At 72.4% G+C, this 20,328-nt stretch carries 13 protein-coding genes; 3 read left to right on the top strand and 10 right to left on the bottom strand.

Annotation, left to right across the window (positions count from 1 at the left end; translation table 11 throughout):
• The first annotated feature begins 13 nt into the window (after nt 1-13).
• Nucleotides 14-5,053 carry a hypothetical protein gene (locus OG509_RS27850; protein ID WP_406185250.1) on the top strand — a complete coding sequence of 1,680 codons (5,040 nt, stop codon included), beginning with the start codon at nt 14-16 and terminating at the stop codon, nt 5,051-5,053.
• A gap of 33 nt (nt 5,054-5,086) precedes the next feature.
• Here OG509_RS27850 and OG509_RS27845 read toward each other — a convergent pair whose 3' ends face one another.
• Entirely contained in the window at nt 5,087-7,246 is a 2,160-nt protein-coding gene (locus tag OG509_RS27845; protein ID WP_406185249.1) for a RecQ family ATP-dependent DNA helicase, read from the bottom strand.
• 369 nt (nt 7,247-7,615) lie between these two features.
• On the opposite strand from OG509_RS27845, the gene OG509_RS27840 reads away from it, so the two are divergent.
• Nucleotides 7,616-8,248, top strand: a complete 633-nt coding sequence (locus OG509_RS27840; protein ID WP_406185248.1) for a hypothetical protein — start codon at nt 7,616-7,618, stop codon at nt 8,246-8,248.
• 188 nt (nt 8,249-8,436) lie between these two features.
• On the opposite strand, the gene OG509_RS27835 is transcribed toward OG509_RS27840, so the two are convergent.
• From OG509_RS27835 to OG509_RS27825, 3 genes are all read right to left on the bottom strand, one after another.
• Nucleotides 8,437-9,090 (bottom strand): hypothetical protein, encoded by a 654-nt coding sequence (locus OG509_RS27835; protein ID WP_406185247.1) that lies wholly within the window; start codon nt 9,088-9,090, stop codon nt 8,437-8,439.
• Between the two features lie 59 nt (nt 9,091-9,149).
• Entirely contained in the window at nt 9,150-9,860 is a 711-nt protein-coding gene (locus tag OG509_RS27830) for a ribonuclease HII (RefSeq protein WP_406185246.1), read from the bottom strand.
• A gap of 69 nt (nt 9,861-9,929) precedes the next feature.
• The gene (locus OG509_RS27825; protein WP_406185245.1) at nt 9,930-10,532 is read right to left on the bottom strand and encodes a TetR/AcrR family transcriptional regulator; all 603 of its coding nucleotides are present in this window, start codon (nt 10,530-10,532) and stop codon (nt 9,930-9,932) included.
• 142 nt (nt 10,533-10,674) lie between these two features.
• Between OG509_RS27825 and OG509_RS27820 the strand changes: the two genes are divergently transcribed.
• Nucleotides 10,675-12,228, top strand: coding sequence for an MFS transporter (locus tag OG509_RS27820; protein ID WP_406185244.1), 1,554 nt, complete (start codon nt 10,675-10,677; stop codon nt 12,226-12,228).
• 75 nt (nt 12,229-12,303) lie between these two features.
• Here the strand turns inward: OG509_RS27820 and OG509_RS27815 are convergent, their stop codons facing one another.
• The 6 genes from OG509_RS27815 to OG509_RS27790 form a co-directional block, all read right to left on the bottom strand.
• Nucleotides 12,304-13,911, bottom strand: coding sequence for a DUF4173 domain-containing protein (locus OG509_RS27815; RefSeq protein ID WP_406185243.1), 1,608 nt, complete (start codon nt 13,909-13,911; stop codon nt 12,304-12,306).
• Between the two features lie 158 nt (nt 13,912-14,069).
• Complete coding sequence (locus tag OG509_RS27810) at nt 14,070-14,987, bottom strand: ADP-ribosylglycohydrolase family protein (protein ID WP_387286671.1); 918 nt, start codon at nt 14,985-14,987, stop codon at nt 14,070-14,072.
• 11 nt (nt 14,988-14,998) lie between these two features.
• The gene (locus OG509_RS27805) at nt 14,999-15,658 is read right to left on the bottom strand and encodes a histidine phosphatase family protein (RefSeq protein ID WP_385588713.1); all 660 of its coding nucleotides are present in this window, start codon (nt 15,656-15,658) and stop codon (nt 14,999-15,001) included.
• 72 nt (nt 15,659-15,730) lie between these two features.
• Nucleotides 15,731-16,336 (bottom strand): YdbC family protein, encoded by a 606-nt coding sequence (locus OG509_RS27800; protein ID WP_383502104.1) that lies wholly within the window; start codon nt 16,334-16,336, stop codon nt 15,731-15,733.
• 32 nt (nt 16,337-16,368) lie between these two features.
• Nucleotides 16,369-17,220 carry an arylamine N-acetyltransferase gene (locus OG509_RS27795; protein ID WP_406185242.1) on the bottom strand — a complete coding sequence of 284 codons (852 nt, stop codon included), beginning with the start codon at nt 17,218-17,220 and terminating at the stop codon, nt 16,369-16,371.
• Between the two features lie 114 nt (nt 17,221-17,334).
• A complete protein-coding gene (locus OG509_RS27790) occupies nt 17,335-20,223 on the bottom strand; it encodes a vitamin B12-dependent ribonucleotide reductase (protein WP_406185241.1) in 2,889 nt (962 codons plus the stop codon).
• Nucleotides 20,224-20,328 lie beyond the last annotated feature (105 nt).

The following is a 20,328-nucleotide window of genomic DNA, read 5'->3' as shown; positions in this document are numbered from 1 at the left end:
GAGGGTTGTGCCCGTGAAGACTCCGCGACAGACCCGCGAGGGCCGGACCGGCGGCGTGCAGCAGCCGCCCCCCGGACCGGCGCGCCCCACCCGGCGTCCCGTACCCGATGCCGACACCCTGGCCCGCTTCCGGCAGCACGCGGGCAACGCGGCCTTCACGCAGGCCATGCACCAGGCCCGGTACGGGGGTGCCGCCGGGCCTGCGGCACAGCAGCAGCCCTCCGCCGGGGCGGCTGCCGACCCGGAATTCGAACTGCCCCCGTACCTGATGGCACTGGAGGCGGGCGGGCTCTCCACGGCGTACGGGCTGACGGACCACGTCTTCGTACGCAACACGATCGCCTCGCAGGTCGGGCACGGCGACGGCGCCGTAGCCGACATCCACGCCGAGCTGATCGGACGTCCGGAGAGCTTCTTCGGGGCCGGCCGCGCGTTCGCCGTCCAGGGCAAGGCGGGCGACGAGTGGTACGACGTCACCGTCCGCATCGGCCGGGCCGCCGGCGACCGCCCGCCCACCTTCAAGCGCAACCCCGCGGCCGCCGCCTTACCGGCCGGCGGCGGGCAGCCGCAGAGCGAACTGGAGCACCCGGAGGGCAAGGACACCAAGGTCGACGTCCAGCACAACACCGCCGCCGCCGCGAGCAGCACCGGCGGCGGGAACGCGAGCAAGGGCGTCGGAGGCGTGGCCTTCGGGCTCGGGCCGGTCGCGCCGGGGGTGTGGTTCGGCCCGGCCGCCACCGCCAACGCACAGCCCTGGCAGTCGTCCCGCGAGTCCCGCCACCAGAAGAACGTGGCCGAACCCCGCGTGCTGCGCAGCGACAAGGGCTCCGTCGAGGTGCCGCGCACGGTGCAGTACGAGGTACGGGTCAAGAAGCACGGCGACGCGCGGGCCCGGCGGCCCGACAAACGCCTCGGCACGCTCACCCAGCGGGTGCCGACCGAGCACCTCGTCCCGGTGGGCACCGGCCGCGGGCCCCTGCCGCTCACGCCCCTGAACCCGACCACGGTCCGCCGCGTCCACCACTCGGACTCCCTGGCCGCCGTCGCCGTCAGCGACAACACCGCCCCGCACGAGGGCGGCGGCGGACTCTTCGACGCGGTCGCCTCCGTCCTGCACCCCTCGGTCACCGCACCCGGCGCGCCCGGCCGCGGCCGGCTGTTCGAGGCGACGTCCACGGCGACCGTCCTGGAGGATCTGCCCCGGCTGCTGCGCGACGGCGTGGTCAGTGAGGACCTGTACGCCAAGGACGGCAGAACGGCCTCCGCCTACCGCCTGCGCGCCCTGATCACGGATCTCGCGCCCGCCTGGGGGACGGGCAAGACCCAGCTGCGCACCCACCAGCAGGCCCAGACCTCGGTCACCGAGGGCGCGGGCAAGGGGCGGGCCTTCCAAGGCGGACTGGGCCCGGCGGTCGGGTTCGGGGCGACGCCGAGCGCCGCCGTCGTCCGGGGCACCGCCATGCCGGTCGCGGCCGCCCGCAAGGCGCGCTTCACCGTGACCGAGCAGACCGTCTCCAGCCGGCAGGGCGCGGAGGTCCGCGGCGAGAAGGCGCTCTACTACGGGCAGGTGTCGTTCATCGCGGTGGGTATCGGCCCGCTCTCGCCCGAGACGGCCCGGCGCCCGGGAGCCCGCGAAGCCGGGCACTCGATGAACGTGTGGATCAGCCTGCGGGCCGACGAGGCGAAGGAGTTCGGGCTGCCGCTGCCGCCGGGAATGACGGCCGGGGAGTTCGTCAAGAAGCCGACGCAGACCGACGCGGACGGCAACGAGGTGGACGTCGAGCGCCACCTCCCCTTCGGCGGCAAGGGAGCCAACGTCGCGCTCAGCCGGCTCGACACCCGGCCCATGCTGCGGGCCGTGCTCGACCTGTTCACCACCGACCCGAGCCTGGCCGGCTACCTCCCCGCCTTCGGCGCCACCGCGCCCGCCGAGAACACCGGCCGCGCGGAGTCCGAGGCCCAGCGGCGCAACTACCGCGAGCTGATGACCACGCTGTCGGAGACCAACCTCCGCATCAACAAAGACCAGTTGCTGTCCACCGGCATCCGGGTGCGGCTTCGCCGCAAGACCAGCCTGCACGCGCACGACGTACAGCTGCGGGTCAAGGGCGCGCTCAGCGACACCGCCTATGCCGGCGACATCAAGGACTGGTCGGTGCGCAGCCACGCCGGTGTCACCAGCAATTCGCAGAGCGGTCGCAGCAGTTCGCGCTCGCTCGGCGGACTGGTCCTCGGCCAGGCCCGGCTCGTCCCCGGCGCGCTGTCGGCTTCGGCCCGCTACGAGCGGCACGGCATCGGCACCCGCCGCAACCAGGCGGGACCCACGGGCCGTACGGACATCGTCTCCAACGGCTCCGACACGGCGAGCGCCTTCGAGGCGGCCCTGAAGCTGGACGTGGACGTCACCATGACCTCCCGGCCCCGCAAGCTGGCCCGGAGCCTCACGCCCGGCACTCCGGGCCAGTCGGTCCCGGACCCCAAATCGGTGGCGTCCTTGGACCTCAGGGAGCAGGGGGTACGGCTGCTCACGCCGACCGAGTTCACGGTGGACCGGGCGGGGAAGGACCGGATCGACTCGATCGCCTCGGTCCGGCGGGCGCAGCCCGGCGCCAAGGAGCACGCCGTCAAGGCCGAGGGCATCGGCGACCTGGCCACGCTGACCCTGCGGGCGTCCGTCGGCGAACCGCTGCGGGACTGGCAGCTGGTCGAGACCCTCGACGGGGAGCCGATCCGGGCCCTCGCCCTGCGGCTGCTGTCCCGGGCCGCCGCCGGCAACAAGGACGTACGCGAGGACCCGGCGCTGGCGACGGAGGGGCTCGCGCCGCGGCTGGCGATCGAGGAGCGGTTCGGCGAGCGGGCGATCCAGGGCGCCCTGCGGCAGGCCGCGTCCTCCGGCTGGGTGGTGAAGAACCTTCGCTATCCGCGGCGCCTCGCAGGCCTGAACGGCGCCGTCGGCACCCGGCTGGCCCTGGCCAACCCGAGGCTGCTGCACAAGGGCGCGGGCCCGGGCACCGAGACCTTCGTACTCGGCGGCCACCAGTCCGGCGGGCAGCGGGGCAAGGTCACCACCAACACCGTGCAGTTCGGCGTCACCGGCTCGGAGACCGGCCCCCAGTGGCGGGCCGGCCAGGGCCTGGCGGTGTCCGGCACCACGAGCGAGGGCGACGCGGAGGCCTTCACCGTGTCCGGCACGGTCGAGCGCAACGCCCACACCCCGAAGAAGGCCCCGCTGTACCTGGTCCAGTGCGACGTGCTGGTCAACATGGTCGCGGAGGTGGGCGTCACCGCCCGCGGTTCGTGCACCGCGAAGGCCGCCACGACGTTGCCCGCCGCGGCGGGAGTCTGGCTGACGGAGGCACAGCTGCCGCCGCGGATACGGGAACAGGTGCGCAAGCGGAAACCGGTACCGGCCGCCGGTTCGTCCGCGTCGGCATCGGCATCGGCAGCCGCCACCGCGAGCGCTCCGCCCCCGGTGCTCGGCAAGGACCGCGCCCTCGGTTTCGGCATGATCGAGGACCTGCCGGACTTCGTCCCGCTGCTGGAGAAGCTGCGCACGAGCCTCGCCGGGGGCACGCACCCGGACCTCGTCCACCACCTGCTGCCCCGGCGCCAGCTCAAGGACCGCAACGACAACGTGCAGCGGCTGCTGCGCGTCCTGGACCGGGACGGTTCGGCCGGGCTCCTGTCCAGCGCCATGGACGGCGGCGTCACCGTCGAACTGTTCGACGGCCGCAACACCCCGTACTGGGCGGTGTTCAAGATCGAACGCACGGGCGACGGCGCGTACGCGCAGGACGCGAACGACGGCCGCGACATGGAGTACATCACCTCGGCCGTCTCACAGCAGGCCAACTCCCACGACAAGGCCTCCGTCGCCGGGATCGAGGGCATCCTCGGCGGATCGGCCAGACCGGACGGCGGCGCCGGGCAGCCGAAGAGTCTGGGCGGTGCGGGCGGCCTCGGCTACGCGACCGGCAACTCGCGGCGCAGCGGCGCCGTGAACCGCGGCCAGCTCGGCATGAAGTCCGTGGCGGACAGCTCCGCGAAGTCGGCGAAGATGAACCTGCCGATCCGGGCGAAGCTCGAACTGTACAAGGGTGACACCCGGTTGGCTTTCTCCCAGATGAACAGCCTGACGCTGACCCACCGCATCCTGCGCAAGGACCTGGAGGCGCTCTCCCGCGTGCGGCCGGTCCCGGCGGCGCCCCTCGTCGCTCCACCCGCCGCCGCCGGCGCCGGCGGCGGCGCGGTCCGGCTCGACGCCTGGCGGGATGCCGGTGTGAAGCTCCCGCTGGAGGCGCAGGTCAACGGTTTCACAGGTGCCCATGACGTCAGGAAGTTGGTGAGTGCAGCCGTCAAGGAGGCGGGCGGCGGCCATCGGTTCCGCACCCCGGGGCAGGCCGCCGCGTACGCCCTGGACGAGGCGGTGTCCACCGAGTGGATGATCGCCGCGCTGCCGCTGCTCACCGCCTCCGGCGCCGATCTGCCGCCGGTCCACGCCTCCGGCCCGCAGGGCCAGGACCTGCGGGCCTCCGTGCACACGCGGCTGCGCGACGGGCAGGTGCTGGGCCTCGGCGACAAGATGACCTTCGAGACGGTGGGCCAGAGTCATCTGGAGGCGCCGCGCCCGAGCCAGAAGGACGGCCAGAGCTCCTCCGACGACAGCAGGGCGGCCCGCCCGCTGCTCGGCGCGGGGCTGCTCAACGCGAACGAGTTCCGGCTCAACCAGCTGTTGGCCAACGGGGGCGGGTCGGGCGGCGCGGCCGACGCTTCGGCGAACTCCGCCGGCTCGCTGCCGCTGCACAAGCCGAAGATGAAGGCGGTCCTGGTCCAGTTCACGGTGGACGTCACCGTGGTGGCCACCGTGACGAACAGGCTCACCGGGAAGCTGGGCGCCGCGGCCACGGCGGTACGGGAGGCGACCCTCTCGCAGCCCGTGGTCATCCGCATGCCGGAGCCCGTGGTCCGCCGCATGCTGGCCGCCCAGGGCGACCGCCTCCAGGACCCCGGACACCACCTGACCCCGGCCGCACCCCCACCCGCCGCCACGTAGGAGGGCGCGGCCGGATCCGCCGCGCGCTGCCGGTCAGCCGGCCGTCGCGAGGATCAGCGGGAGCACCTGGCCGCTGCCCGCCCGGCGGAGCAGTCGGGCGGCGACCGCCAGGGTCCAACCGGAGTCGGAGTAGTCGTCCACGAGGAGGACGGGCCCGGGCGACTGCGCCAAGGCGGCGGCCAGTTCCTCGGAGACGGCGAAGGAGCCGGACAGCGCCCTGAGCCGCTGGGCGGAGTTGCTGCGCCGCGCCGCGTGCGCGCCGTCCGGCCCGGTGTACGTCAGGGTGCCCAGGTACGGGAGGCGGCCGATGCTCGCGATCCCCTCCGCGAGGGAGCCGACGAGCTGCGGACGGGCGAGGGACGGCACGGCGACGACGCCCACGGGCCGGTCGGAGGCGTCCGGGACACCGGGTGCCCAGCCGCCCGCGGAGCGCGCCCAGTCGGCGAGGACGGCCACCGCGGCGTGCAGGACGTCTTCGGGGACCGGCCCGTCGGGGGCGTTCTCGGCGAGCAGCGGGCGCAGCCGGTTGCCCCAGCCGATGTCCGAGAGCCGGCCCAGGGCCCGCCCGGTGGAGCACTGCTCCCCGGCCGGGATGCGTCCCTTGACGTTGACGCCCAGGGCCGCCATGCCGGTCGGCCACATCCGGCGCGGCTCCACCTCCACCCCCGGGCGCTCCAGTTCCTTCGCCGCGCCGGTCAGGGTCTCCGCCGACACGGAGGAGTCGGCCCAGACGCCCGCGCAGTTGTCGCACCGGCCGCACGGGGCCGCCCCCTCGTCGTCCAGCTGCCGGCGCAGGAACTCCATCCGGCACCCGGACGTGCTCACGTAGTCGCGCATGGCCTGCTGCTCGGCGGCCCGCTGGCGGGCGACCCAGGCGTACCGCTCGGCGTCGTACGTCCACTCCCGGCCGGTGGAACTCCAGCCGCCCTTGACCCGCTTGACGGCTCCGTCGACGTCGAGCACCTTGAGCATCGTCTCCAGCCGGGTGCGCCGGAGCTCCACGGCCGCTTCCAGCGCGGGCACGGACAGCGGCCGTCCGGCGTCGGCGAGGGCCGACAGGGTCTGCCGTACCTGGGCTTCGGGCGGGAAGGCGGTATCGGCGAAGTAGCGCCAGATGGCCTCGTCCTCCTTGCCCGGCAGCAGCAGGACCTCGGCGTGCTCCACGCCTCGCCCGGCGCGGCCGACCTGCTGGTAGTACGCGATCGGCGAGGACGGCGAGCCGAGGTGGATCACGAAGCCCAGGTCGGGCTTGTCGAAGCCCATGCCCAGCGCCGAGGTGGCGACCAGCGCCTTGACCCGGTTCGCCTGGAGGTCGTCCTCGGCCTGCAGGCGGTCGGCGTTCTCCGTCTTGCCCGTGTACGAGGCCACCGGGAAGCCGCGCTGGCGCAGGAAGGCGGCGGCTTCCTCGGCCGCGGCCACCGTCAGCGTGTAGATGATCCCCGAGCCGGGCAGCTCGTCCAGGTGCTCGGCGAGCCAGGCCAGCCGGTGCGCGGCGTCCGGCAGCTCCACCACGCCCAGGCGCAGGCTCTCCCGGTCCAGCGGGCCGCGCAGCACCAAGGCCTCGCCGGCCCCCGTGCCCAGCTGCTCCGCCACGTCCGCGGTGACCCGGGCGTTGGCGGTCGCGGTGGTGGCCAGGACCGGGACGCCGGGGGCGAGCTCGGCGAGCATGGCCCGCAACCGACGGTAGTCGGGGCGGAAGTCGTGGCCCCAGTCGGAGATGCAGTGGGCCTCGTCGACCACGAGCAGACCGGTCGTGGCCGCGAGCTTGGGCAGCACCTGCTCGCGGAAGTCCACGGAATTGAGGCGTTCGGGGCTGACGAGGAGCACGTCGGTCTCCCCGCGCTCGACCTCCCCGTAGATGGCGTCCCACTCCTCCGTGTTGGCCGAGTTGATGGTGCGGGCCTGAATGCCGGCCCGGGCCGCCGCCTCGACCTGGTTGCGCATCAGCGCCAGCAGCGGCGAGATGATCACCGTGGGGCCGGAGCCGCGCCGGCGCAGCAGCGCGGTGGCGACGAAGTACACCGCCGACTTGCCCCAGCCGGTGCGCTGCACCACCAGGGCCCGCCGGCGCTCCTCCACCAGGGCGGCCACGGCCTGCCACTGGTCCTCCCGCAGCCGCGCCCCGCTCCCCGGGGCGCCGACGAGCTCAGCGAGGATGGCATCGGCTTCGGTGCGGAGCTCCAGGTTGTCCATGCCCCCATGCAACCGGATGGCACGGACAATCGGCCAATTCACCCAGCGTGAGAAGATCGTCGCGGACGGTCCACGGGTCGGACGGGCGCTCCACCCGGCCTCGACCCGGCCCTCGAAGGGGTGTTTCCGCTGGTACTGGGGCTTCAGTCGTAGTCGAATGAGTCATCTTCGCCCTGACTGGGCAAGGATATGAACGGCATACCGGCGAATTCCGGTCGGCGGCGCCAATTGCTCGTTGCCGCATGCTCACGGGCCACGCGAGAATTGGGCTGCTCCCGCCCGGCTCGACGGCGCTCTTCCTGGGCCTCGCCGCGGCGCGCCCGTACGACAGCTGTGCCCGTCTGCGGGCGTGTACCCGAAGGGAGGACCGTGGCCTTCGGATTCGCCCCGCCCTCGACGTCGTCACTGACAACGACAGCCGGCGGCGCCAGCCGGCACGGCAGACTGGTGGAACCCGCCGAATGGACTGCGGCGGGCATCCCCCTGCTGCGCAATCCGCGCGAGGTCGTCCACGGGCTGCACTCCCGGCACGGCCCGGCGCCCTCGACCGCGGTGATCGCCGTGCTCGGCCCCGAGGAGCGGCTCGTCGCGAGCGCCTCCTTCACCCGGCGCTCGGCCTCGGCCGACGGCTGGGAGTACCGCAACGCCCTGCTCGCCGCGCTGCGCCGGGTCATCCCGCACGACCTGCGGCGCCGGACCCCGGTGCGGACCGCGGTGCTGCTGTACTGCCGCGAGGGCGACGAGCGGTGGACCGAGGAGGACGGCGCCTGGATGTGGGGGCTGCGGGACGCCTGCACCCTGCACGGGCTGCGCTGCGGCGCGTACATCACGCTGACCCGCGGCGGCTGGCAGGTGCTGGGCGAGGGCCGGGGCGGCCGGCATCCCAGCTCCGACTCGCGGCCCGAGCGCCTCGGTGACACCGTGGCCGAATTCCCCCCGTTGGCCTTGCGCACCGGCGGTGGCACGACCGAGGTGCTGCGGCGCCGTACCGCCGCGCGCTGAGGGCCCGCGGCGCGCCGGGGCCCGCCTTACGCCGAAGCCCGCCCGCGGGCCGCACCCGTACGCAGGCCCACCCGCGGGCAGCCCTCGCGGCCGTACACCCTGGATCGGGCGTACGGCAGGTCAGGCCTCGGGCTTCAGCGGGGCCGGTCCGACCGGCCCCGCCCCTTGCCCGCGCCGGGTACGGGGCGTCAGACGCCCGTGCCCAGCACGGAGTTGATCTGCTGCGGGTCGCCGCACACGATCAGCAGCGCACCCGCCCGCGCGAGCGCGGTCGGCAGAGCGGCGGCGGTCGCCCCGGCCGGTCCGCCGTTGGCCGCGAAGACCACGACGGGACGGCCCGCGGCGCGCTCGGCCTGCGCCGCGTCCGCGTAGAAGACGTCGTCCCCGGCGTCGTGCAGGGCCCAGTACGCGGCCTCGCCGAAGGACAGCTCGTGCGCGGCCCACGGGTGCGGGTCGCCGGTGGTGAGCACCAGGATGTCGCCGGGCCCGCGCCCGGTGTCGAGCAGCAGGTCGACGGCCTCTTCGGCCGCGTCCAGCGCACCCTCGGCGGAGGCCGGGATCAGCTGGATCTGGGGCACCGCCGCGGAGACGGACGGTGCGGTGGGGGCTACGGGTCCAGGGGTGGCCTGCGGCGCACGCTGCGCGGGCGGTGCGGGCCTGGGAGCCCCGCCCGTACGGCTCGCCGCCGCGGGGGAGGGACCGGGGCGCCCGGGCCGCGGAACGGCGGCGGGACGCGGACCAGGTACGGGGCGGGGGGTCTGCGCGGTGCGGCTCGCGGCCGGCGTGACGCGGGGACCCTGGGCACTCTCGTGAATCTGAGGCTCCTCGGGGGTGAGAGGCATGAGTTGATGTCTATCAAACACCGGTACGAAACGTACCGGTGGGTGGCACGTGGGTGCGATCAGAAATCGAAGCCGAGTTGGCCTCCGTTTTCCAGTTCCGTCGCTTCCTCGCTGCGCCGCACCTTCTTGAGGTGGCGCCACTTGGGCAGCCCGTCGAGGTACGACCACGAGAGCCGGTGGTACGGGGTGGGCCCCAGCTGTTCGAGCGCGGCCCGGTGCACCGGCGAGGGATATCCGGCGTTGTCGCCGAAGGCGAACTCCGCACATCCGCCGCCCTGTTGGCCGAGCTCGGCCATCATCCGGTCGCGCCTGACCTTGGCGATCACCGACGCCGCGGCGACGGCGACGCAGGACTGGTCGCCCTTGATGACCGTACGGACCCGCCAGGGCGGGCCGAGATAGTCGTGCTTGCCGTCGAGGATGACCGCGTCGGGCCGCACGGGCAGCGCCTCCAGGGCGCGCTCCGCGGCGAGCCGCAGGGCGGCCGTCATCCCGAGTGCGTCGATCTCCTCGGGGGAGGCGTGCCCCAGCGCGTACGCGGTGACCCAGTCCTCCAGGACGTCGAGGAGCGCGTCGCGTCGTTTCTGGGTGAGCAGTTTGGAGTCGGTGAGACCTGCGGGCGGCCGGCGCAGACCGGTGATCGCCGCGCACACGGTGACGGGACCGGCCCAGGCCCCTCGTCCGACTTCGTCGACCCCGGCGATGACCTTGGCGCCGGTGGTTGCACGGAGGGAGCGTTCGACGGTGTGGGTGGGTGCTTCGTACGGCATGGCGCCAGCAAGGTTACGCCGCCCCGCGCCGCCTGCACACCCCGCCCCGGGTGGAGTCCGTACGGCGTCTCACGCCCTGAGCAGCGGCACCATCACCTGATCGATCATTTCCGTGATGTCCGCATCCACCCATTCGCTCCCGCACACCTTCGCGCGGTACATCATCATGGCCGGAATGACGTCGGCGACGAACGGACTCGCCGCGTCCGGCCGCACGTCGCCCCGCTCGATCCCGCGCTGCACAAGCTCCCTGATCAAGCGGTGGGCGGGCTCGTGCAGCCCGGCCCGGACCACGTCATGGAACCGGCCCGCATGGGTGTGGTCGCATTCGTGAAGGACTGCTCGCAGCGCCTGACCGGCGCGCGACTCCATCACGTCACGCATCCGCACACACAACCGGAGGAGGTCGCCCCGGACCGATCCGCCGTCGGCGATCTCCCCGATCGGCGGCAGCCCCGCCCGCAGCACCTCGGCCACCAGGTCGGCCTTCGAGGGCCACCGCCGGTACACCGCCGCCTTGCCGGTGTGCGCGCAGGCCGCGACGCCCTCCATGGTGAGCCCGTTCCAGCCGACCGTGCTCAGCTGCTCCAACGCCGCGTCGAGAATCGCCCGTTCGAGTTCCGGACCGCGCCTGCGGCCCGGCGACGTCACCGACCAGCGGGAACCCACCATCAACCTCCACCTCCGACCGACCCACGCGGCCCTCGCACGCATTTTCAGCCTTAGTGAACGGTTGCGTTCACTAACCGGGGGCTCCTACGGTGGTGCCGCAGTGAACGGCTCCGTTCACTATTTCACTATGGGGGGATCCTCGGTGAAAAGCTCTCCACTCGCCACGCCCCGGATACCGGGCGCGGCCCGCCGGGAAGGGCGGCCCGGCGTGGCACTCGCGGTCATCGCCGCCTGTCAGCTCATGGTCGTTCTCGACGCGACGATCGTGAACATCGCGCTCCCGCACATCCAGACCGCCCTCTCCTTCTCCACCACCGACCTGTCCTGGGTGATCAGCGCCTACACCCTGGCCTTCGGCGGCCTCCTGCTGCTCGGCGGCCGGGCCGGCGACATCCTCGGCCGGCGCCGCGTATTCCTGACCGGCATCCTCGTCTTCACCCTGGCCTCGCTGCTCGGCGGCTTCGCCCAGGAGCCCTGGCAACTGCTGGCCGCCCGCGCCCTCCAGGGCGTCGGCGGCGCGATCGCCTCACCGACCTCGCTCGCCCTGATCACCACGACGTTCGCCGAAGGCCCCGAGCGCAACCGCGCGTTCGGCGTGTTCGCCGCCGTCTCCGCGGGCGGCGGCGCGATCGGCCTGCTGGCCGGCGGGATGCTGACAGAGTGGCTCGACTGGCGCTGGGTGCTCTTCGTCAACGTGCCGATCGGCCTGCTGATCGCCGTGCTCGCCCCGCTCTACATCACCGAGTCCGAGCGCCACCCGGGCCGCTTCGACATCGCGGGGGCCCTCACTTCCACCGGCGGCATGGCCTCGCTCGTCTACGGGTTCATCCGCGCCTCCGAGGACGGCTGGCGCGACGGCGGCACCCTCGTCTCCTTCGCCACGGCCGTCGTCCTGCTCACGCTCTTCGTGGCCATCGAGTCGCGGGCCCACGAGCCGATCATCCCGCTGCGGATGTTCGCCGACCGCAACCGCGCCGGCACCTACCTGATCATGCTCGGCCTCGCCGCCGCGATGTTCGGGATGTTCTTCTTCATCGTCCAGTTCGTACAGAACGTGCTGGGCTTCTCCCCCATCCAGTCCGGGCTCGGCTTCCTGCCCGTGACGGTCGCGATCGTGACCGCCGCCGGGCTCTCTCAGCGCTTCCTGCCCCGCTTCGGCCCCAAGCCGTTCATGGTCACCGGATCCGCCCTCACCGGCATCGGCCTGTCCTGGCTGACCTTCATCCGCACCGACAGCTCGTACGTCTCCGGGGTCCTCGGGCCGATGCTGCTCTTCGGCTTCGGCATGGGCCTGAACTTCGTGACCCTCACCCTCACCGCCGTCTCCGGGGTCGCCCAGCGCGAGGCGGGCGCGGCCTCCGGGCTGCTCAACGCCAGCCAGCAGGTGGGCGGCTCGCTCGGCCTGTCGATCCTGGTGACCGTCTTCGGCACGGCCAGCCGCGACGAGGGCGCGAAGCAGATGCCGGACTTCATGGAACACGCGGATCCCGACCAGCTGGCGGCGTTCAACGAGACCAAGCGGATGGCCGACCCCTGGGGGGACATCGTCCTCACCCAGGGCATCTCCACCGCGTTCGTCGCGGCCGTCGCCATGGCCGGACTCGCCCTGGCCACCGCGCTGCTGGTGATCCGGGTGCGCAAGAGCGACCTGGAGGCCCTGAACGGCGCCGCAGCGGAGGCAGGTCCGGCGGCCTGAGCCGTGCGGCGCTTCGTACGGGGACCCCGGCACGGCGCCACCTCCCGCGCCGGGGTCCCCGTACGTCGCCGACCGCTACTCGATGCGGCTGTGGAAGGTGCCCAGGCTCCGGCACACCTCGTACGAGGCCGTCACCGGGCGCTCGCGCAGGATCTGCCGGGCCCGGTACTCGCCGAGGCTCATCGCGTACCAGGGCACCTGGCCGCGGCTCGCCAGCTCGTTGTTGATCCCGCGCAGCGCGCAGGAGCGGCGGGGTTCGGGCAGCCGGTCCAGCGCGGGCACGGCGTCGGCCGACAGGGACTGGAAGTAGGCCAGGTCGAGCTTGCCGGTCTGCTCGAAGCGAGCCACGTTCTTCTCGGCGACCAGCCCGTCCGGGGACAGCAGCCCGAAGGCCAGGACGGCGGCGGCCGCGGCGGCCGCGACCGCGCGCGGCAGCATGCGGGAGCCGAACACGCCCGCGGCCATGATCAGTACGATCACCAGCCCGAGCCAGAGCTCCATCGCGGCCACCGACACGCGCAGCCGGGTCAGCCCGTACGCGTCCACGTACAGGTCCATCCGGCGCAGCGCGGAGGCGACCACGACCAGGGTCAGCGCGCACAGCGTGCCGAGGACGACGCGGACGAACCGCCGGTCTCCGGCTCCGGCCCGCGGGGCCCAGCGCAGGGCGAGCGCGATCACGACGAGGGTGAGCAGGGTGGCCCAGAGCAGCTGCCAGAAACCCTGCCGGGCGTACTCGGCGTAGGTGAGCCCGGAGCTCTCCAGGACCTTGTCGTAGCCACCGAACAGGACGGCCAGCTGGACGGCGTTGAAGCCGGCGAAGAGCAGGTCGAGCACGATGAGCGGAAGGGCCCATTCGACGCGGGAGCGCGGCCTTCCGGGCGCGATCCGGATCCGGTCCCAGCGCGAGGGCGCGGCGGCGGCGCGGGCGGCGGTGAGCGCGAGTACGGCTCCGAGCAGGAAGAGGACGAAGCGCACCGGTCCGTCGCCGAGGGAGATCTCCGGGGTGAGCCCGTCCAGCAGGTCGGCGAAGGCCGCGTCGGCGGAGGCGAACAGGGTGCCGAAGAGCACCAGCAGGACGAGGGCCACGGCGGCGGCCTTGGCCACGGGCAGCCAGCGGGCGCGGTCCACCCCGCTGCCGCGCGAGCGCAGGCCGCTCCAGGCCCAGCGGATCCCGAGCACGGTGGAGTCGACGAAGCCGAGCGGGCTGAGCAGCACGCCGGGCCAGGTGCGGCTGCCGTGCAGGGCCAGCGCGCCGAGCAGGACGGCGGCGAGCAGTGCCAGGGTGGCGGGCCAGCCCGCGTCGCGCAGCGCGGGTACGGCGAGGAGGGCGGCGCAGCCGACCGCCCAGGCCACGCTCCAGGGCCGCGCGCGACGCCGGGCTGCCCGGGCGGCGAGGTACGCACCGGCCATGGCGGGCACGACGGCGATCAGCAGCCCGGGGCCCAGGCCGTCGCCGAGGAACAGGCCAGAGGCGAGGCCGGCCGCCACGGCGGCGAGCAGGACGGCGGTGGGTACGGGTGCGGCCCGGGCGGGGCGGGCGGCCTCGGCCCACGCGAGCGGTGCGATGGACCAGGCCCCGGACGTGGCCCGCTGCCGGCGGACTTGATAGGCCTGCCACGCCTTGGGCTCCCACCCGGGCGGCGCCCCCGCACCGGGCGCGCCGTCGCTGTCCTCTGGCATCGGGTTCCCCTCCCCTGTCGGCCGGCCGCGTCGTCACGACGGAGGCGGCAGCGCGGCCAGGTTAGGCCCGTGACGTGCGGGTTCAGCCCGACAGGAAGGCGCCTGTGGCAGGACCGTGACAATCGCAACGGGCCGTGTCGCCCGGCCGCGGGAAGACCCTAGTGGGCCGCCGTCTCCGGCAGCCAGGCCGGGAGGGCTTCCGTACGGGCCAGCCAGGCGGCGGGCAGCACCGCGTCTCCGCGCGCGCCCAGCACCCCGCCGACGATGGCGCAGGTCGTGTCCACGTCCCCGCCCACCTGCGCGGTGGTCCAGAACGCCCGCTCGTAGTCGTCCAGGGATCGCGCCGCCGACCACAGGGCGAACGGCACGGTGTCGTGCGCGCTCGTACGCCGCCCACAGCCCAGCACCGCCGCGACGGTCGTCGCGTCCCCGTAGTCCAGCATGTCCCGCGCCCGTCGCAGCCCCGCGCCCACGGCACTGCGAGGCACCAGCGCGATCACCCCGTCCAGCAGGTCCCCGGCCTTCGGCGGACCGGCCGGATCCGCCGCCAGTGCGGCGGCCGCCGCGACGGCCATCGCCCCGCACACCGCCTCGCGGTGCTGGTGCGTGGTGTAGGCGGAGATCTCCGCCTGGTGCGTGGCCTGCTCCGGATCGTCGGCGTACCAAGCACCCAGCGGCGCGATCCGCATGGCCGCGCCGTTGCCCCACGAGCCCTGCCCGTTGAACAGTTCGGCGGCCAGCGTGCGCCAGTCCTCGCCCTCCCGGACGAGGCGGAGCATCCGGTTGACGGCGGGCCCGTAGCCGCGGTCGAAGTCGTGGTGGTGGGCGAAGGAGCTTGCCAGGGCGTCCTGGTCGATGCGCCCGTGCGCGGCGAGGACGGCGACCACCGAGCAGGCCATCTCGGTGTCGTCGGTCCACTGCCAGGCCCCGGTGCCGGCGGGCAGCTCGCGGCGCTTGAGGAGGGGGTAGTTCACGGGGACGAAGTACTGGGAGCCCAGGGCGTCACCCAGGGCCAGCCCGCGGAGGCTGGCCATGGCGCGTGTGTAGCGCAGTTCGGAAACGGAGTCAGCGGTCATCCCGCGTCAGTTTAGCCGTCCAGGTCATAAGGCTCCGGTGTGGTCCACCTCTCAAACGGGCGGTCCATGCGGTAGCGGCCGTCCGGACCCAGCAGGAGCACCCGGAATTCTCCGTTCCCCGGGTTGGACAGGGCCTCGAACTCCGCCACCGACCAGTGGAACCAGCGCATGCAGAAGAGCCGCATGGTCAGCCCGTGCGTCACCAGCAGCACGTTCGGCGGGTGGTCCGGGGCCTCGAAGCTCCGGTAGAGGCTCTCCAGGAAGGACCCGACCCGGTCGTACACGTCCGCGCCGGACTCCCCCTGCGCGAAGCGGTAGAAGAAGTGCCCGTACGCGTCGCGGTACGCCTTCTGCAGCCGTACGTCGTCCCGGTCCTGCCAATTCCCCCAGTCCTGCTCGCGCAGCCTCGGCTCCTCGCGCATCCGGACCCGCGCCGGGTCCAGCCGCAGCTCCCGGAAGGTCTGGAGGGTGCGGCGGTAGGGGGAGACGTACGCGCTGATGGCCTCGTCCCCGAACAGCTCGCGCAGCCGTACGCCGGCCTCCGCCGCCTGCTCGCGGCCCTGGCCGGTCAGCCTCAGGGCGTGGTCGGGTTCCCGTTCGTACACCGTGTCATCGGCATTGCCCTCCGATTCCCCGTGCCGGACAAGGACGATGCGCCGTGGTCGTGCCATCCCCCGACCCTATGCGGCGGCCGGCGGGCCGGACATCCGGGCTCGCCGGTCGGCCCGCCGATCGTCGTACGGTCATACCGTCCAGGTCGGTTCGAGGTCGACGACGTCTCCGGTCAGGGCTTCCACGTCGGCCTCGGTCTGGGCGCGCAGCGAGAGCCGCTCGACCCGCTCCTGCCGGTATTTGCCGTGCTCGGCGGCGGCATGCCACATCGAGAGCACCAGGAACTCCCGGCCCGGCGCCTCCCCGAACAGGCCCCGGATCATTCCGGGTGAGCCGGCCATCGCCGGGTTCCACACCTTCTCCTGCATGAGGGCGAAGTGGTCCACGCGGCCCTCCCGCACCCGGGTGTGGGCCACCCGCACGACGTCCGCGTCGGTGAAGCGCGGCTCGAAGCCGGTCTTCACGTCGAAGCGGTGGTCGAAGAGCGTGACCCGCGCGTTCGTGTAAGTCCCGGTCTGGGACGCGGCCAGCCGATCGTGCGAGCGGGCCATGAAGGAGTCGTAGAAGGAACGGCTCTCCCAGAACGCGAAAACATGCGCGACCCCCTGCCGCCCCCGGCTCCAACCGCCGCCCTGTCCCCGGAATCCCGGCTCGCCAGGCAGCCCCGCCCATTTGCGCTGCCCGCGCTCGAACCCGCGTCGGTCCGTCACCGTGCAGCGAATCCACTTGACCAGCACCGCGCCATCGTACGGGCCCGGCGAGGTCCCGGTCAGTCCTCAGCGCGGTTGATCCGCACCAGTTCCTCCGCATCCCGCCCGGACAGTCGAAGCCCGAACTCCCGGTCGAGCAGCGGGAGCAGCTCGTCGGGGTCCACGGAACGCCGCTCGACCCGCCCGTCGGCGTACAGCTGTGTGAGCTCCCGCCCCACGAGCGCCCGGCGAACGGGGTGGTGGACGCCGTCGCCCGGGTGCTGGACGACGATCCGCCCGACGAAGACGGAGCGTGGGTGGGAGGAGCTGTAGTGGTTGAGCAGGACGTAGTCGACGGGGTGGTAGCGCTGCGGGGAGAACGCGTACAGGTCCCGCCAGATGCCCTCGCGCAGTATGGACAGCGCGAGGATCCCCTCGTCCTCCTCGCGGACGGCGTACGTCCACTCCCCCTGCACCACTTCGGCTCCGGGCCGCGCGAGCGGGACGGGCTCGCGCGGGCCCTGGTGGCCGAACCCGGCGTCGCACAGCCAGGGTTCACCCTCGACGGTGACGACGAGGACGGCGTGCGTCACCGCGAGCAGGGTGTCCCCGCGGGTGCGGTTGCGGGCGCCGCGCCCGGAGACCTCGAAGCCGATCCGCTCCAGGGCGGCGGCCAGCAGCGAGTTCTGCTCGTAGCAGTAGCCGCCGCGGCGGCCGTGCACGAGCTTGTCCTCCAGGGCCTTGACGCCCAGCTCGACGGGGCGGCCGAGCAGCACGTCCAGGTTCTCGAAGGTGATGGCACCGACGTGGGCCCTGTGCACTGCGTACAACGTCTCGAGGTCCGCCCGGAGTTCCCCGTCCTCCCCGACCGGTCCGTCGTACCCGATCCGCACCAGATAGGCGTCCAGATCCAGCTGCTCACCGCTCCACATGTCTCCCCCGCTCCCGGCTCCCGTTCGAGAAACCCGTCGACGAAAGGGGACCGGCCTGCGGCCGGTCCCCTTCGTGTACTGCTGTTCAGCTACCTGCCCAGGCTACGCCCGGCGTCAGCTGCAGCCGCTGGTCGAGCCGCAGCCCTCGCAGATGTAGCAGGAGCCGGCGCGCTGCATCTTCGTACCGCACGAGAAGCAGAGCGGGGCGTCGGCGGAGACGCCGAGCTGCATCTCGACGAGTTCGGCGTTGGAGTGCGCCGTCCTCGGGGCCTGGATCTCGACGACCGCGACCGGCTTCGGGGCCGCCGGAACGGCGGCCAGCGGGGCCGACTGGGCCAGGGACTCCGTGTCGAGGTCGTCCTCGAGCGGCTCGTACGAGCCGGTGTCCAGGTGGCGCTGACGCTCCTCGGCCGTGTGGATGCCGAGCGCCGAGCGGGTCTCGAAGGGCAGGAAGTCCAGCGCCAGGCGGCGGAAGATGTAGTCGACGATCGACTGCGCCATCCGCACGTCCGGGTCGTCCGTCATGCCGGCCGGCTCGAAGCGCATGTTCGTGAACTTCGAGACGTACGTCTCCAGCGGGACGCCGTACTGCAGACCGACCGAGACGGCGATCGAGAAGGCGTCCATCATGCCCGCGAGGGTCGAACCCTGCTTGGACATCTTCAGGAAGACCTCGCCCAGACCGTCGTCCGGGTAGGAGTTCGCGGTCATGTAGCCCTCGGCGCCACCGACCGTGAAGGAGGTGGTGATGCCCGGGCGGCCCTTGGGGAGGCGCTTGCGGACCGGGCGGTACTCGATGACCTTCTCGACCGCCGCGCGGATGGTGTCCTCCGCCTTGGCGGTGACCTCCTCCTTCTCCGCTTCCTTCTTCTTCGCGGAGAGGGGCTGGCCGACCTTGCAGTTGTCGCGGTAGATCGCGAGCGCCTTGACGCCCATCTTCCACGCCTCGAAGTAGATCTCCTCGATCTCCTCGACGGTCGCCGTCTCCGGCATGTTGACCGTCTTCGAGATCGCGCCGGAGATCCAGGGCTGGATCGCGGCCATCATCCGGACGTGGCCCATCGCGGAGATGGAACGCTCTCCCATGGCGCAGTCGAACACCGAGTAGTGCTCGGTCTTCAGGCCCGGGGCGTCGACGACCACGCCGTGCTCGGCGATGTGGGCGACGATCGCCTCGATCTGCTCCTCCTGGTAGCCCAGGCGGCGCAGGGCCTGCGGGACGGTGCCGTTGACGATCTGCATCGAGCCGCCGCCGACGAGCTTCTTGAACTTGACCAGGGCCAGGTCCGGCTCGACACCGGTGGTGTCGCAGGACATCGCGAGACCGATGGTGCCGGTCGGTGCGAGGACGGAGGCCTGGGAGTTGCGGAAGCCGTTCTTCTCGCCGAGGCGCAGGACGTCCTGCCAGGCCTCGGTGGCCGCGGCCCAGATCGAGTTGTCCAGGTCCTCGGTGCGCGGCGCAACGGCGTTGGCGTCGGCGTGCTGCTTCATGACGCGCTTGTGCGCCTCGGCGTTGCGGGCGTAGCCGTCGTACGGGCCGACGATGGCGGCCAGCTCGGCGGAGCGCTTGTACGCGGTGCCGGTCATCAGCGAGGTGATCGACGCGGCGAGGGTGCGGCCGCCGTCCGAGTCGTACGCGTGGCCGGTCGCCATCAGCAGGGCGCCGAGGTTGGCGTAGCCGATGCCGAGCTGGCGGAAGGCGCGGGTGTTCTCGCCGATCTTCTGCGTCGGGAAGTCCGCGAAGCAGATGGAGATGTCCATCGCGGTGATGACGAGCTCGACGACCTTGGCGAAGCGCTCGGCGTCGAAGGACTGGTCGCCCTTGCCGTCGTCGTTCAGGAACTTCATCAGGTTCAGCGAGGCGAGGTTGCAGGACGTGTTGTCCAGGTGCATGTACTCGCTGCACGGGTTCGACGCGGTGATGCGGCCGGACTCGGGGCAGGTGTGCCAGTTGTTGATCACACCGTCGTACTGGATGCCCGGGTCGGCGCAGGCCCACGCGGCCTCGGCCAGCTTGCGGAAGAGCGCCTTGGCGTCGACCTTCTCGATGACCTCGCCGGTCATGCGGGCGCGCAGGCCGAACTCGGTGCCGTTCTCGACGGCCGTCATGAACTCGTCGTTCACGCGGACGGAGTTGTTGGCGTTCTGGTATTGGACGGACGTGATGTCGTCGCCGCCCAGGTCCATGTCGAAGCCCGCGTCGCGCAGGGCGCGGATCTTCTCCTCTTCCTTCACCTTGGTGGCGATGAAGTCCTCGACGTCCGGGTGGTCCACGTCCAGGACGACCATCTTGGCCGCGCGGCGGGTGGCGCCGCCCGACTTGATCGTTCCGGCGGACGCGTCGGCGCCCCGCATGAAGGAGACCGGACCGGAGGCGTTGCCGCCGGAGGAGAGGAGCTCCTTGGAGGAGCGGATGCGGGAGAGGTTCAGGCCGGCGCCGGAGCCGCCCTTGAAGATCATGCCCTCTTCCTTGTACCAGTCGAGGATCGACTCCATGGAGTCGTCGACGGCGAGGATGAAGCAGGCGGAGACCTGCTGCGGCTGGGGCGTGCCGACGTTGAACCACACCGGGGAGTTGAAGCTGAAGATCTGGTGCAGGAGGGCGTAGGTCAGCTCGTGCTCGAAGATCTCCGCGTCGGCGGGGGACGCGAAGTAGTCGTAGTCCTCGCCGGCCTTCGTGTAGGTCTTCACGATGCGGTCGATGAGCTGCTTGAGACCGGTCTCGCGCTGCGCGGTGCCGACCGCGCCGCGGAAGTACTTGCTGGTGACGATGTTGACCGCGTTCACCGACCAGAAGTCGGGGAACTCGACGCCACGCTGCTCGAAGTTCACCGAGCCGTCGCGCCAGTTGGTCATGACGACGTCACGGCGCTCCCAGCTCACCTCGTCGTACGGGTGCACGCCGGGGGTGGTGTGGATGCGCTCGATCCGAAGGCCGCTCTTGGCAGTCTTGGTCCCCTTGGCGCGGGAACCTCGTGCCGAGCCGCTCGCCGTCTCTGTCATGCCGCTTCCTCCCATATGCGGGCAAAAACGCCCTAAAGTGCCAGCGTTATTCCGCGGCACGGCCTGTCTTGTATCTACGTTTCTTCGCCTGGCTGTCCCGGGCTG

This window comes from Streptomyces sp. NBC_01006 (assembly GCF_045162725.1).
Taxonomy (GTDB): Bacteria; Actinomycetota; Actinomycetes; order Streptomycetales; family Streptomycetaceae; genus Streptomyces.
This window is presented reverse-complemented; position numbering and strand designations above follow the sequence as displayed.